This is a genomic window from Aquibacillus saliphilus (assembly GCF_020404745.1).
In the GTDB taxonomy this organism is placed as follows: Bacteria; Bacillota; Bacilli; order Bacillales; family Amphibacillaceae; genus Aquibacillus; species Aquibacillus saliphilus.
On record NZ_JAIZAP010000003.1, the window covers coordinates 38,054 to 51,185 of the forward strand.

Below are 13,132 nucleotides of genomic sequence, written 5' to 3' on the forward strand. Positions count from 1 at the left end.
TACAATAAAATTTCAGTCTATATTGAACTAATTACTGAAAATTGCAATTAAATTCCAACCTTAATAATGTTATTCTATACTAGACTTAGAGAATGATTGACCAAGGAGGGAACCATGAGCAAAAATAGAATAAAAGCAGTAATAGTAATCGGCATAGCAGCTATCATGCTTATCGTTTTCGTACAATATAACAAAAGTGAAAGTCAAATTGACCTAGATGAGTCTAAATTCGAAATTTTTGATTCTGAACAAGATCTGATGAATGAATTGGATAATTACCATACTCCGTTTAGTCTGGCTCGACAAATAGGTGTAACAGAAGAGTTAAACAAAAAAGTTCCGATTTTAAAATTGAATAGAACAATTACAATCGAAGAAGCGTGGATGGAAGGCCCCGGTCGACTCTTATTAATTCATAGTATCGACCTTCAACAAAAAGATAATCAACAGACAGTTCCTGATTTACAGATTGGTGAAATTACCTATAAAAATAAAAACGGGGAAGAATATACGTCTAAGATAGAAGAAGATAATCCTGGATATTTCGATCAAGAAGATAAGACAGTACATAATGGCAAACTCTATCAAATGAGTCTATTCTATGCAGAGGATTTATATAGAAACATGGAATTTGACGACATTGTTGGTTTCTTTGATGATGTCACAGAGGTTAGTCTTGGAAACATACATATGACTGAAAATGAAAAAACTGCAAATCTAGATGATTATTCTTTTTCTGTCCATCCAACAGCCATCGATGATTTCTTCATGAATGTGCCTATCGATAATGAAATAGCTTTACCAGACAATGAGAATGTCACATTTGAACAGTTAGATATCGGTCTATTTATGAACCGTCTTGTCATCGAACCTGATACAACCAATCCGATTAGTGGATTTTATCTGAACAATTCTGTTCCAGACAGAGAATTCCAAACTTTTCAACATGTTCAATACCAACAAGAAGGACAACCATTTATATCACAGAGTCCTTTCCCTGAAATTCCCGAACAAACAGAGATCAAGTTTAGTGCAATTCAGTATTTTACAGATGCAATTCTTGAAGCCTCTGTTGCTCGAGATGAGTTAGCTAATTTGTTAGAAAGTAAAACAGATAAAATTGATCTAGGAGAAAAACATGGCTTTCGCTTTTTCTTACAAGCTCCAGATGCTACCAGCGAAAACTTAGAATTATCATATCAAGTTCCCGAATTAATCAGTGATTGGCACCAGGTATTACCACTATCAATTAATACAAAAAAACGACTAGATGAGTGGTTAAGTAATGTTTCAAATGAGGAAGAAAGAAATCGAATCATAAATAATGAATCAATTTTGACAGTCAAAAATAACGAAGACAAGGCCTTAGAAGTCGATGAACTGTTCAGGAATTCGGAGTATTCATTTGTAATCAATATGGATGAAAGTAACTGGCTTAAGGAGGAAGTTATTCATCTTAACATTGCGGGAATTCCTCTAATTAAAGAACTAAACACTAAAGTAACGATTGAGATCCCTGAATACCAACAATCAAAGAAATAGGGTGTAAGGGCCGAAGCAATCGGCCCTTACACCCTAACAATTAGTAATTATTTATTTACTTCCTGTTCTCTCAGTTCAATTCGGCGAATTTTGCCTGATGATGTTTTCGGTAATTCCGCAATAAATTCTATCCTACGAGGATATTTGTATGGTGCTGTTAATCCTTTTACATGATCCTGTAATTGCTTGATTAAATTAGGATCATCGGCATTAACTGTTTCCTGTAAAACGATGAACGCCTTGACAACATTTCCTCTCACTTCGTCTGGACTAGCTACCACAGCGCATTCCTTTACGGAAGGATGTTTTACCAACGCATCTTCAACCTCAAACGGTCCGATTGTGTAACCTGAGCTAACGATAATATCATCGCTTCTTCCTTCAAACCAGAAATAGCCTTCCTCGTCAATTGATGCTTGGTCACCTGTAATATAATAGTTTCCCCGTCGGGATTTTTCGGTGCGATCTTTGTCTTTATAATATTCTTTGAATAGTGCAGGTGTATCAAGTGGGATAGCAATATCACCAACTTCACCTACTTCTACCGGATTACAATTCTCATCAATTAAATGAACATCGTTACCTGGAGTTGGTTTCCCCATAGAACCTGGTTTTACCTTCATTCCCTTTAGAAAACCTAACAACAACGTATTTTCTGTTTGGCCGTAGCCATTTCGGACTGTCACATTAAATTGTCTCAAAAACGTATCAATCACTTCTCTATTTAAGGGTTCACCAGCAGAAATAGCGCTGTGTAAAGAAGGAAGCGAATAATCATCTAAATTATCTACTTTAACCATCAAACGGTATTCTGTAGGTGTACAACATAAGACGTTGATTGATTCACTTTGTAGCAGGCTAAGGTATTTTTTAGGACTAAATTTCCCATTATATACAAAGCCAGTTGCACCAGAACCTAATACAGATAATAATGGACTCCACACCCATTTTTGCCAGCCTGGAGCTGCAGTTGCCCATACGATATCTTTTTCTTTAACACTCAACCAATTTTCTGGAGCTGTTTGCAAATGTGCAAATCCCCATCCATGTGTGTGAACTACTGCTTTTGGATTTCCAGTTGTACCTGACGTATATGGAAGAAAGGCAATATCTTCACGAGTTGTTGAAGCAATAGCTAAATCACTCGAAACCTCGTTCATTCGTTCATCTAAATATTCCCAACCTGTTACCTTCTTTCCAATTGAAAACTTTTTCAACTGATTCAATTCGGTAATTTCATTAAACTGTTCAACAAAGGGGTAATAGCTTACCACGCCGCTTACTTCTCCATGAGTTATACGGTATTGTAAGTCTTTTGTCCTCAACATTTCTGAGCTTGGTATTAATACAATCCCAGTCTTCAAAGCTGCAATGTACACGGCATACGCCTCTATTAGACGAGGCACAATTACTAACAGCTTATCGCCCTTTTTTAACCCTTTCTCTAAAAAAACATTACCAATTCTATTGGCATTATCAAGTAAATCTTTATAGGTAATTTCTTTCTTAAGACCTTCGTCATCTTGCCAAATTAAAGCTTTGCGATTCGGGTCTTTCTCTTTAAATCGCTCAAACTCCATGGCAATATTATAGTTTATTGGAGCAACCAATTCCTCTTTATTCATTCTATCACCTTCAAATTTAGTAGTAGGTCTTAACTACTCATCATTATACCAACTTTAAATTTATAAGGGAAGAGAACAGCTTGAATTGTTTGAACCCTTTAAAACGTATAACAGTTGATAACTATTTATTTTCTGCATATTATACAGGCTCTCTTTTCATGTGTTATGATAGAAGAAATAAGGAGGGACTAACATGAATACGTTCCCAATCACAATTAACAAAAAAACAGTAGTTGTACAACCAAACAAAATGGCGATATATAAACAGTGCAAAGTTATCGAAACAGTAGATACGGAGCAAATGCATTATTACCTAATCTTTTATAAAGATAATTTTCTGAATGGTGTTAAAGCTGATAGCGTTAAAATAAACTCACATATCCATAAATCGTTTACGCAAGGACTTACTTTTGATGGGGATCATCCAATCACGAAAGAAGTCATACGACATCAACAACCCTTCTCTTTCATTCGTTTTAACCAGTTATATAAAAAGGTTGAACAAAAATACTCCCTGATTGAAACAGTTATGATATTCACATTTTTCAATTCCTTTATACTTGAAACAGAAATAAAAAGATTACTTCAGAAGGTCTACTATCAATATCGTAGAAACGGTCAATTACTTGGGGCCTATCAATCATTAAAAATTTTCCAACAATACGATGATAATTATCGTTTTGTGGAAGATATGTTGAACAATATGCAATTCCAAAAATACGAAGAAATGTATCAAGATTTAGAACTTTTAATCAAAAAAGATCCTACTTACTTAGAATTGGTTAGCTTTAACCACCTTGATCAGCAGGATTACTCCAAAATACTCCTAAAGCTTTACCAACAACAGAACCGCTGGCTAGATGAACTTGCGATAAGACTACACATGCTCTCAACCGATTTCGCTGAGGATAACTTTGAGCGAGTCAATACCATCATTCAACAGCAGTTTGACTCACATGAACAAACCGCAATCCTTACTAGAATCGGGAAGAATAATGATAAAAATCCCAAATTCAAGCAGTTGCTTCTGGACAACTTACTCCAATCAGAACAACATAATGAAACTATCGAGTTTCTCATAACAACTGATGTACAGCCTAGCCCTAGTCAACTTTCATCGATATTACTTAGTTTTCAACTTGTTGATAATTACGTCCTTACCCCTTTATTTGATCAGCTGAATGTGCGATTAATAGAGCTATTCAACCACGATCATAAAGCGTTAGAAAAATCTACCGCACAATGCGTCTCCTCATTTTTCGGTCAATACGATTTGCAACAAATCAGAAAGTGGTTTGCAGTCTTCCATGATGCAGACATTCATCTCCCTATTGAAAATAAATTAAAAAAAATGCAAGCACTAGAAGATGACCCTGATCAACAATTTACTTTGGGTGAATTATACTTAGACTTTAACCAATTGGAAAAATCAATTGATTGCTTTAAATGGGAGATGGAACTAAAACCTGAAGATCCAAAACCAGTTCAATTCCTAAACCGAATATATAATCAATTAGGCAATCAAGACGAGGCTGTTGCATATCAACAACTGTTAATTCAGATGCAAAAACAATAATCAAGAGAACAAAAGCGCAGGCGCATTCGACATAAGCAACCCACTTATTTCCGGGTAGGCGCCGGTATTTTATACTATCCTAGACAAAATTAAAACGACACGATATCGTGTCGTTTAATTTTAGTTAGGTGCAACTAATTCTACTTTAATTCGATCTGGGTCTTCAAAATAAACAGCATAATAGTCTTTTCCACCAGCATATGGATGTCTATCCGAATAAAGAATGGGAATTTCCTTTTCCTTTAGTTTCCTTGTTAACTGATCGACTTGCTGCTTTGAGCTTGCGTGAAACGCTAAATGATTTAAACCAATCCGTGATCGATGATAACCAGCACTTAGGTGTTTATCTTCCACTTGAACAAAAACTAAATAGGTTTCCTGGTATTTCCAACTGATTCCTTTATCCCATCTCTGGTAAGTTTGATATCCTAATTCACTTAATAACCAACCCCAAAACTGTTTCGTTTTTGTTAAGTTAGACACATATAACTCGACATGATGCAACAAATTAATCCCTCATTTGTATCTATTATGATTTATTAACAACCGAATCATTATTATATTTAGTTCACCATTTATACTATATTTCCTTCATCAATCGAAAGTATATCCGATAAGTGTATTTTACAGAAAAAAATAGATTGCATCCAACGATGCAATCTATTTCTCCCTTATATTCTACATACCGAATATTGACTTTGGAATCATATCTTTCATTACGAGGTGATCTAAGCTTTTGAATACATAACCTTGTTTTCTCAAATCATCAATTAAATATTCTAAAGCCTCTGCATTATCTTTTGAAACAGTATGGAGTAGTATAATAGCGCCAGGATGAATTTGGTTCATAACTTGCTGATGTGCCTGTTTCCATCCTTTTTGACTATCTATATTCCAATCAACAAATGCTAATGACCAAAACACATGAATATATCCTAACTCACTCGCCATTTGAATTGATTGCGGACTAAATGTGCCCTTTGGTGGCCGTAGATATTGCATTGTTTTTTGGTCAGAAATAGTTGCTACCGCCTCCTGAAGACTGTTCAACTCTTTTTTCATCCTATCTTTAGAAACAGTAGTTAAATCTGGATGATGGTAAGTGTGATTGCCAACAATATGCCCTTCGTTTACCATCCGCCTAATCAAGTCTTCATTTTTGTCGACAAAGTGGCCAGTAACAAAAAACGTTGTTGGCACTTTCTTGTCGTTAAGAACATCCAAAAATTTACTGGTGTACCCTTGTTCATATCCATTATCAAAGGTTAAGTAAATTTCTTTTGCACCTGATTTATCCAGATAATAGCCTCCATATTCTTCTAGAATTCCTTCGTACTTCCCAACCTTAGGTGGTTGGTGGTCGGTTCCTTTTTTAAAACCCCACCCGTAGTTTGCTGCGTGTATATTTATCGGTAATGATGCCAAAACCAACAGAACGATTGCCATAATAAGTCCCAACTTTATCCGCATGATCTCACCCACTTTTTTCTTTATTTTTTCAAAATCGGCTGTTTTTATGCAGGATGGTTAACTATTTAAGCTGTCAGTTTTTTAAAATTACAATACCATTGCAGCTACCCATCCAAAAATGAGTAACGGGATATTATAATGAATAAATGTTGGTACACATGTGTCCCAAATATGGTTATGCTTACCGTCTGCATTTAATCCTGAAGTAGGTCCGAGTGTACTGTCCGAAGCAGGAGACCCAGCATCACCTAAAGCACCAGCTGTTCCAATTAATGCCGCAATCGCCATTGGAGAAAAACCAGCTTCAACACAAATCGGTACAAACAATGCAGCAAGAATTGGCACTGTACCAAACGATGAACCAATACCCATAGTTATGATCAATCCAACTAGTAATAACATAAAGGCAATCACGGCTTTATTATCACCTAATAGACCTGATGTGACATCGACTAAAGCATTAACACTGCCAGTTTCTTGGATCGTATGACCAAAACCAGAAGCGACTAACATTACAAAGGCAATCGTACCCATCATCGCAACACCGTCACTAATGATATTGTCACCTTTTTTATATGGTACGACAAGAAATAGAAACATTAGTATAAGTCCAGTTAGTGCACCAACTATTAAATTTTCGGTAACAATTTGAACAATTAAAGCTGTTATAATTGCTATAATCGTTAATAAGTGATTTCGGTTAAATGTTATTTTTTCCACGGGATTATCATAGATACTAGGCTCATTTTCTGATAAAGGTAGCTCTCTATTCTTGCGATAAGTAATAAAGACAGCGATCAGTAGTCCAACAATCATTCCTGACCCCGGAATAAGCATTGACAAAGCTACTTCTTTCATACTAAGTAACGTACCGCTGTTCTCCATTGCGTCTTTTATCGTTTTATGAAATGCCCAACCAAATCCAACCGGAATCATGATATATGGGGCTTTCAAACCAAATGTTAGCGCGGTAGCAACACCACGTCGATCAATCTTCATCTTGTCAAACAGCTTAAGCAACGGCGGTATTAAAATAGGTATAAATGCAATATGCACCGGTACTATATTTTGAGATAAAGATGCGATTCCCGCAATAACTAGCAACATCACACTTCTCTTTCCATTCATCATCCGTAGAAGATATTGTACTAACAAATTAGTAATTCCTGTGTAACTTATCGCTACAGCAAATGCTCCTAACAATATATAACTAAGCGCCGTGCTGGATTGCCCACCCATTCCATTCACTAGCATTTCTACTGATTCTACAATAGATAATCCTGACATTAGCCCAGCTGTTAGTGACGCCATAATAATAGCAATAATAACGTTTACTCTAAACAAACTTAATACAGTCATTACTAAAACAGATATAATTACAGTTGCAGCCATTCTAGTTCCCCTCTTTCTAGATGTAAAACATTAATTTCTTCGTCCACTCTATCGCTTTACCATGATAAAGTAATGCACCAAAAAAATCAACCGGTAAATTTTTTCACCAGTTGATAGCTATCATTATAGAATTAGTGACCTTGAAACATTAAAAAAATACTTATCGGGAGGGGACCAACTATTTTCTCTTTCTTTTCTATATTTATGTTAAAAAATGGAGAAAATGCTTTTCCTCAACATTTCTTACTTCAAATTCTCTTCCATTTTTTCTACAATTCTTATAAGCTCATCAATGTCTTCTAGAGAAGTTTCACTTGGATCCATATTTTCAAGTCTTTCCATAAATCCTGCCAAATGGTTTTTTAGTTCTGCTACTTTTCCTTGCTGATTCATCCTTTATATCTCCTTTTTGTTTGCAATTTGATTGGTCTGTCGTTCAGTATAACACTGAATAATTTCCATTCATTCTGAGTGAAATTAGAGGATTTCACGACTAAAATCTTGTTTAACTGATTACTATCGTCTATCCTACCTAAAAACGGACGTCTTTGTCTAGGAGCAACTTTTAAACGAAACGACTAGAAAATGATATACTATACTGTAGCGAGTTAGTTTTGGAGGTATTATCTATGAACGTTGCTAATGTATTGGACATTATCCAGATTATTTTGGAAAATAAAATGACTAAGATAACTATCGGGGCCATCTTCTCGTATATCTTATATCGTGTTTTGAGAAAATTAATTACTTCTTTCTTCGTAAGAACTGATTTTCTTGATGAGAAAGAAGAAAGTACAATTGAATCCATGCTAATTTCAATGATTAAATACGTGATTACTTTCGGCTTTATTGTGTACGTTTTATCTGCTTTTGATGTACAAGTTGGAAATATCCTAGCTGGTGCCGGGGTTATTGGTATCATTGTTGGTTTCGGTGCTCAAAGTTTAATAAAAGACCTGTTAGCCGGACTATTTTTAATCTATGAAAAGCAGTTACACAAAGGTGACTGGATAAAAGTAAACAATTCGCACTCTGGTGTAGTTGAAGATATAGGACTAAGGTTCCTGAAAGTACGTGAGTGGAGCGGCATCTTGTTAACAATGAGTAATGGGCAAGTAACTACAATAGAAAACTATAACATCGACAAAATGCGTGTGATTGAAACTATTACAACAAGTTTTAATGAAGATCCTAAAAGAATGTTCACACTTCTCGAACAAACTTGCGAACGTTTAAATAGTGAACTAAGCAACTACCTCAAGAAGGACGCTTCAGGTTCTCCTGTCGAACCATTCGTACTTTATGGCTTGTCATCGCTCAACGATCAGTATCGAGGTTATCAATATACTGTTACAGGTCTTTGTGATGACCTTTTATATTTTACCGCAGCTAAAGAAGCACGACGAATGATTGCAGAGGCCTTGTATGATAACAATATCCAAATGGCCGAACAGCATATCGATCTTACAGCTAAAAATTAAAACTGCCTCAAGTATTTTAATGTCTAAAAATACTTGAGGCAGTTTTTTTATTTTAATTTAAATGAAAATGATACATGATCCTGAATAGGTATCCAGGCACCAATTCCTTGTTTTGTTACATTTTTAACGACAATTTTCTTATTGGATCCTTTAAGTTCAAGATAAACCTCACCAAATGTCACTTGTCCTTTTTCACTTACTGCTGGTGCAAACGCATCAAGATAGCCCATTTTTTTGACTGGAATTCCATAAGAATTATCTTTCTTTGTGTCTTTTCCTACAACCGTATTAAAAGATAATGGAAGCTTCATGTTTTCTTTGGAACTTAGTAACATCATCTTTTTAATTTGATCAGGGCTATCGATCTTTGCTGTTAAACCACCTTTGACGTGCTTTTCTTCTTGCTGATTATAACTCATTGACTTTTGAGTATCTCCATCTAGATTATTTAGCTGGTTGGTATTAATTTTCTGATATTCCCAGTTAACATTCGTTTCTGATGATTTATAGCTTAAAGCCCAATGGCCCATATAAACCATTCCCCGATAACCAATTGCTATTGGTGATGGCCTTAGAGAAGTTTCATTTAACATTTTTATCAAGTCAGGATTTTCTATATCATGATCGGACTCTTTAATAAGTTCTTCTACTAATTCACTTGGTTCTAAAATAACTTCATCTTTCGTTGAGTTCGGATAGGTATTTTCTTTCGATATATTTAAAACATGGCTCGGTATTTTATTATCTTTCTCGGTATCTTTTTTCTGCTCAGCCTCCTCTGCGATAAGCAAACGAGGAGAAATCAATGTAACCATAAAAGCTGTGATTAGTATTAAAATAATTTTGTTCATGCGCCCAATCCTTTCTTGGTTTTTTTTTAGTATTTTCAAGACGCACGAATGTTATTCTAATATTCTATAATGTATTCACCTGCTTAATTCAATTGACTCGAGACTTTCCTCTATCTCGATACTATTCTCGACTGAACGAATCATTGAGCAGTTCTTTCTTGAAACTTCCAGATTTTTATACAATTTATCATCATCTAGACTATAGCCCTTAATAATGTAGTGTAACTTTATTTTCTCAATTCTATTTGCTTCTACTGGATTTCTTTCTACCTCGACACGAACTAAAAAGTCCTCTACCTCCATTCGCTGTTTTTCAATAAGTTTCTGAAAAACGGAGGCACTGCCTCCGGCGATCGAAGCCACCATCAATTCAAAAGGACGAAAACCATATTCTTCATTACCAGATATTTCTAACTCTCCATAAGGAAGATTCGTACGTACTCCAAATTCTTTTAAATGAAATTCCAAGATTATCACTCCTCTTTGTTATATAGTATAATTCTACCCTTTATCAAGCATCTATAATACGTTTGTAGATCTATTCGAATAAAAAAACTAGTTGTCGATATTAATAGCTATGATTTCATTTACAGGCTTAAAACAAATACATGAACGAATGTGATTAAGTTTAAATAAATTGACCTTTTGGGCACTTCATATTAAATTGGAAATATTGGTTACATAAAAGATAATGACGAAAGGAGAAAGCGATATGATCTCGAATAATACTAGATTTTGGATTTTAATTAGTCTAGTTGCTATTTCGGGATTTTCACAAGGTATGCTTCTACCCTTATTAGCTATCATTCTTGAGCAAAGCGGAGTTCCTTCCTCAGTTAATGGGTTACATGCTACAGGTTTGTATATCGGTGTGTTAATTGCCTCGCCTTTTATGGAGAAACCTCTACAAAAACTCGGGTACAAGCCAATTATCATAATTGGTGGATTACTTGTGATTACATCCCTTACATTATTTCCACTTTGGCATGCGCTATGGTTTTGGTTTGTTTTACGCTTATTGGTTGGTATTGGAGACCACATGTTGCATTTTGGGACCCAGACCTGGATAACTTCCACTTCTGCGCCTGACCGCCGGGGAAGGAATATTGCTTATTACGGACTATTTTTTAGCATTGGATTTTCTTTAGGTCCCATGATGACAAGGTTATTATCTGTCCATCAGAACCTCCCTTTCTTCATTGCTGCAGGTATGTGCTTATTGGTTTGGAGTGGCATGTTCTTTATACGAAATGAATGGGCAGACACAGACAGTGATATTAATACAGTCGGAGCTAAATCATCCATTGGCCGTTTTATTAAGACTTGGAAATTGGCATGGGTTGCACTGTTAGCACCTTTTGCCTATGGCATTTTAGAATCTACACTTCACGGTATATTCCCCATTTACGGAATCAGGTTAGGGCATGATGTTGATATTCTTTCACTTGTTATACCTTGTTTTGCAGCAGCAAGTTTAATTACACAAATTCCATTAGGGATCTTAAGTGATAGAATCGGCAGAAAAAAAGTACTATCCATTGCTATAAGTGCCGGAATACTCATCTTTTTCTTAGCCTCTCAGTTAGAAAATTCCGTCGTCTGGCTATTTATAGCATTTGCATTAGCCGGCATGTGTTTAGGATCTTTATTTTCGCTAGGAATTTCTTACATGGCAGATTTACTCCCAAGGGCTTTACTACCTGCAGGTAATATTATGTGCGGCATCGCTTTTAGTCTAGGCAGCATTACTGGTCCTTATTTGGGTGGTTTATTTATAGAAGTATTTCCAGGAGTATCGTTTTTCTATGTCGTTATGATCATGCTACTAGTTGTTCTTGTCGCGATTGTTAGTAAAGGGAACAAGACATTAGGAAAGCTTAAACAAAGACATAGTTTGGGGTAGTTACTTTCAGAAAATCTACGGTGACTATTCTAAGGAGTTCAATTTTGATGAAGAAAACAAATATAACAAGTGAAGTAGCATACTAGATATCTATGCTGAATGGTATGCTATTTTTCATTAACATCAAAATAGTACAAAAATCAACACCCTACTAATAGAATTTGACCTTATCATGCAGGTGAAAGCCTTAACGCGCGTGAATGCGAAGGGATTTGACCTTCATGAAGTAGATGAAAGTCAAAATGAGCGAGAATACGAAGGGATTTGACCTTCATAAAGGACTTTAGTCTTGTTCGTATAAGGGACCTTTAGTTAATAAAAAATAATGCGAAAAGTTACACTAATAGTTATGTGCTTTGCTGTTTTCTCCACGGTAAGTGAATTATTTATGACTATTCTAAGGAGTTTTCCTTAGTGAATCCACCTTGAGCGGTCTAGGCGCTGGAGCTAGACATCGATGCGCAAAACTCTATACTTTCTCACCTTTAAAAAAGAAGCTCGACATTCACTACTATGTGAGATGCTCGAGCTTCTAAAAATAGGCACAGGTATTTTTCACGTTGACAAGAAAAACTACTGATAAACTAAGGTTAATTCACATATCTACTAAACCTTTTTTCGAGCTTTTCTTGGAATGCAGAAATCACAATACATAATGGCCAGTAAATCAATGCAATAAGTACATACATTGTCATTGGATCAAATGTCCTGCCACCAACAATTTGAGCTTTTTGGAACAATTCAGGTACAGTAATGACGGCTGCTAGCGATGTAGCCTTTACTATATCCAAAAATACATTTGTCAAGGGCGGTAGAGCAATTCTTGTCGCCTGTGGCAAAATAATTGTCCGTAACGTTCTCCAGTAGGTAAACCCTAACGCTTTAGCAGATTCCCACTGTCCACTTGGGACACTGTTCAAAGATGCCCGATTAATCTCGGCTATATACGCTGCACTGTTCAACCCAAAGCCGATAATTGCTGCAGTATAGGCGTTTAATTCGATGCCAACAACAGGAAGGCCCGAGTATAAAATAAACAAAAAAACTAGAATTGGCGTCCCTCTCATGAACGAAATATATAAACGAGATGGCCACCGTAACAATCTGTTATCTGATCTACGCCCAAGTGAGAGAAACAATCCTAGTATTAAACCAATCGCCATCCCTACGAAAGAGACAGCGATAGTCATTGGAAGTCCTCCTAATACAAAAGGAAGATTCTTTATTGCAAGTTCAACATCAAAGAATCCACCAAAGTCAAAACCATTGACGTCTATTTCAAACATGGCTAC

Annotated in this window: 12 protein-coding genes; 4 read left to right on the forward strand and 8 right to left on the reverse strand. The window is 35.8% G+C overall.

What is annotated here, in order from left to right:
• Window positions 1-114: 114 nt before the first annotated feature.
• Window positions 115-1,542 (forward strand): hypothetical protein, encoded by a 1,428-nt coding sequence (locus tag LD272_RS04260; RefSeq protein ID WP_226035357.1) that lies wholly within the window; start codon window positions 115-117, stop codon window positions 1,540-1,542.
• Window positions 1,543-1,589: 47 nt separating this feature from the next.
• On the opposite strand, the gene mbcS is transcribed toward LD272_RS04260, so the two are convergent.
• A complete protein-coding gene (gene mbcS / locus LD272_RS04265; protein WP_226035358.1) occupies window positions 1,590-3,167 on the reverse strand; it encodes an acyl-CoA synthetase MbcS in 1,578 nt (525 codons plus the stop codon).
• A gap of 193 nt (window positions 3,168-3,360) precedes the next feature.
• Between mbcS and LD272_RS04270 the strand changes: the two genes are divergently transcribed.
• Window positions 3,361-4,743, forward strand: a complete 1,383-nt coding sequence (locus LD272_RS04270) for a tetratricopeptide repeat protein (RefSeq protein WP_226035359.1) — start codon at window positions 3,361-3,363, stop codon at window positions 4,741-4,743.
• A gap of 120 nt (window positions 4,744-4,863) precedes the next feature.
• Here the strand turns inward: LD272_RS04270 and LD272_RS04275 are convergent, their stop codons facing one another.
• From LD272_RS04275 to LD272_RS04290, 4 genes are all read right to left on the reverse strand, one after another.
• A complete protein-coding gene (locus LD272_RS04275; RefSeq protein ID WP_226035360.1) occupies window positions 4,864-5,250 on the reverse strand; it encodes a VOC family protein in 387 nt (128 codons plus the stop codon).
• Between the two features lie 171 nt (window positions 5,251-5,421).
• Window positions 5,422-6,213 (reverse strand): delta-lactam-biosynthetic de-N-acetylase, encoded by a 792-nt coding sequence (pdaA, locus tag LD272_RS04280; protein ID WP_226035361.1) that lies wholly within the window; start codon window positions 6,211-6,213, stop codon window positions 5,422-5,424.
• Between the two features lie 87 nt (window positions 6,214-6,300).
• The gene (locus LD272_RS04285; RefSeq protein ID WP_226035362.1) at window positions 6,301-7,605 is read right to left on the reverse strand and encodes a Na+/H+ antiporter family protein; all 1,305 of its coding nucleotides are present in this window, start codon (window positions 7,603-7,605) and stop codon (window positions 6,301-6,303) included.
• A gap of 243 nt (window positions 7,606-7,848) precedes the next feature.
• A complete protein-coding gene (locus tag LD272_RS04290) occupies window positions 7,849-7,998 on the reverse strand; it encodes an SE1561 family protein (RefSeq protein ID WP_226035363.1) in 150 nt (49 codons plus the stop codon).
• Window positions 7,999-8,234: 236 nt separating this feature from the next.
• Here LD272_RS04290 and LD272_RS04295 point away from each other — a divergent pair, with 236 nt between their 5' ends.
• Window positions 8,235-9,086: a mechanosensitive ion channel family protein gene (locus tag LD272_RS04295; RefSeq protein ID WP_226035364.1), complete on the forward strand. Its 852-nt coding sequence runs from the start codon at window positions 8,235-8,237 to the stop codon at window positions 9,084-9,086.
• A gap of 47 nt (window positions 9,087-9,133) precedes the next feature.
• Here the strand turns inward: LD272_RS04295 and LD272_RS04300 are convergent, their stop codons facing one another.
• Complete coding sequence (locus LD272_RS04300) at window positions 9,134-9,937, reverse strand: YfkD famly protein (RefSeq protein WP_226035365.1); 804 nt, start codon at window positions 9,935-9,937, stop codon at window positions 9,134-9,136.
• A 75-nt stretch (window positions 9,938-10,012) separates the two neighbouring features.
• A complete protein-coding gene (locus LD272_RS04305) occupies window positions 10,013-10,405 on the reverse strand; it encodes an OsmC family protein (RefSeq protein ID WP_226035366.1) in 393 nt (130 codons plus the stop codon).
• Between the two features lie 244 nt (window positions 10,406-10,649).
• Between LD272_RS04305 and LD272_RS04310 the strand changes: the two genes are divergently transcribed.
• Window positions 10,650-11,840, forward strand: coding sequence for an MFS transporter (locus LD272_RS04310; RefSeq protein ID WP_226035367.1), 1,191 nt, complete (start codon window positions 10,650-10,652; stop codon window positions 11,838-11,840).
• 590 nt (window positions 11,841-12,430) lie between these two features.
• Here the strand turns inward: LD272_RS04310 and LD272_RS04315 are convergent.
• On the reverse strand, window positions 12,431-13,126 hold the full coding sequence (locus LD272_RS04315; protein ID WP_226035368.1) for an amino acid ABC transporter permease: 696 nt from the start codon (window positions 13,124-13,126) through the stop codon (window positions 12,431-12,433).
• Between the last annotated feature and the right edge of the window lie 6 nt (window positions 13,127-13,132).

What these genes read in the sequence shown, in the direction of transcription:
- LD272_RS04290 (WP_226035363.1), bottom strand. Translation starts at nt 7,998, where the DNA reads ATGAATCAGCAAGGAAAAGTAGCAGAACTAAAAAACCATTTGGCAGGA.
- LD272_RS04300 (WP_226035365.1), bottom strand. Translation starts at nt 9,937, where the DNA reads ATGAACAAAATTATTTTAATACTAATCACAGCTTTTATGGTTACATTG.
- LD272_RS04295 (WP_226035364.1), top strand. Translation starts at nt 8,235, where the DNA reads ATGAACGTTGCTAATGTATTGGACATTATCCAGATTATTTTGGAAAAT.
- LD272_RS04260 (WP_226035357.1), top strand. Translation starts at nt 115, where the DNA reads ATGAGCAAAAATAGAATAAAAGCAGTAATAGTAATCGGCATAGCAGCT.
- mbcS (WP_226035358.1), bottom strand. Translation starts at nt 3,167, where the DNA reads ATGAATAAAGAGGAATTGGTTGCTCCAATAAACTATAATATTGCCATG.
- LD272_RS04270 (WP_226035359.1), top strand. Translation starts at nt 3,361, where the DNA reads ATGAATACGTTCCCAATCACAATTAACAAAAAAACAGTAGTTGTACAA.
- LD272_RS04310 (WP_226035367.1), top strand. Translation starts at nt 10,650, where the DNA reads ATGATCTCGAATAATACTAGATTTTGGATTTTAATTAGTCTAGTTGCT.
- LD272_RS04285 (WP_226035362.1), bottom strand. Translation starts at nt 7,605, where the DNA reads ATGGCTGCAACTGTAATTATATCTGTTTTAGTAATGACTGTATTAAGT.
- pdaA (WP_226035361.1), bottom strand. Translation starts at nt 6,213, where the DNA reads ATGCGGATAAAGTTGGGACTTATTATGGCAATCGTTCTGTTGGTTTTG.
- LD272_RS04315 (WP_226035368.1), bottom strand. Translation starts at nt 13,126, where the DNA reads ATGTTTGAAATAGACGTCAATGGTTTTGACTTTGGTGGATTCTTTGAT.